We start from the raw sequence: 1235 nt of genomic DNA, 5'->3' as shown, positions 1-1235 counted from the left end.
CTGCATGAAAGACCGCGGATTAGGCCGACAATGGTGAGTGTCTAATCCAACCGTGGCGGCCACGCCGCATTCATGGAAGGGGCTCCCATGCTCGATACTACCACCTTCATCGGCCTCGACGTCCACGCCCGCTCGATAAAGGCCGTCTCCCTCGACGTCATGACCGGGGAGGTACGTGCCGCGACCTTCGGCTACGACGCCGGCGCCGTCGCGGAGTGGGTCCGTTCCGTGGACCCCAGGGCCAGGTGCGTGTACGAGTCCGGGGTCACGGGCTTCGACCTGCAGAAGAGGCTTTCCGGCCTGGGGGTCGACTGCGTGGTCGGCGCCGTCTCGAAGATGATCAAGCCCAGCGCGGACAGGCGCAGGAAGAACGACCGCAACGACGCCGAGTTCCTCGCCCGCATGCTGTCGGTCGGCAACGTGGTCGAGGTGTGGGTCCCCGACGACGAGTGCGAGGCCGCCCGCGACCTGACCAGGGCGCTCGAGGACGCGAGGGACGACCTCTCGCGCTCGAAGCAGCGGCTCTCCAAGTTCCTGCTCAGGCACGGGCTCGTCTTCGACGAGAGGACGCCCACCGGCCGCAGGAAGGGCAACTGGACCCGGGCGCACTGGTCCTGGATCGAGTCGATAAGGTTCGCGGAGAGGGCCGACGAGGAGGTACTCGCCTACTACGTCGACGCGGTCAGGCGGGCGGCGGAGGAGAAGGCGAGGCTCGAGGGGCTCGTCGAGGCCGAGGCCCGCAAGCCCAGGTGGAGGAAGAGGGTCGACTCCCTCCGCTGCCTCAAGGGCGTAGACACCGCGTCCGCCGCCGACCTCGTGTTCGAGGCCGGCGAGTTCTCGAGGTTCGGGAACGCCCGCTCGTTCGCGGCGTGGGTCGGCCTGACGCCCTCCGAGCACTCCAGCGGGGAGAGCGACCGCAGGGGCGCGATCACCAAGGCCGGCAACAAGCACCTGAGGAAGACGCTGGTCGAGGCCGCGTGGCACTACCTGACGTGCTCGGGGCGGCCGAAGGGCCTCGCCAGGGGCCAGGCCCCGGACCGGGTCGCCCGCAGGCATGCCGCCAAGGGCGTGCGGAGGCTGGTCGAGAGGCGGGAGGCGCTGCTCGCGCGCGGGGTCCACGGCAACAAGGCGAACGTGGCCACGGCGCGCGAGCTCGCCTGCTGGGTGTGGGCGGTCGGCCTCATGGCCGAGGAGGCGTAGGGGGCGGTCCCCCGCACATAAGCCAGTCACCCCGG

1 protein-coding gene is annotated in these 1235 nt (G+C 70.0%); it reads left to right on the top strand.

Going from position 1 to position 1235, the window contains the following annotated elements:
* Positions 1-87: 87 nt before the first annotated feature.
* On the top strand, positions 88-1200 hold the full coding sequence (locus HMPREF9463_RS10190) for an IS110 family RNA-guided transposase (protein WP_232219804.1): 1113 nt from the start codon (positions 88-90) through the stop codon (positions 1198-1200).
* Positions 1201-1235 lie beyond the last annotated feature (35 nt).

Source organism: Collinsella sp. 4_8_47FAA (assembly GCF_000763055.1).
In the GTDB taxonomy this organism is placed as follows: Bacteria; Actinomycetota; Coriobacteriia; order Coriobacteriales; family Coriobacteriaceae; genus Collinsella.
This window is presented reverse-complemented; position numbering and strand designations above follow the sequence as displayed.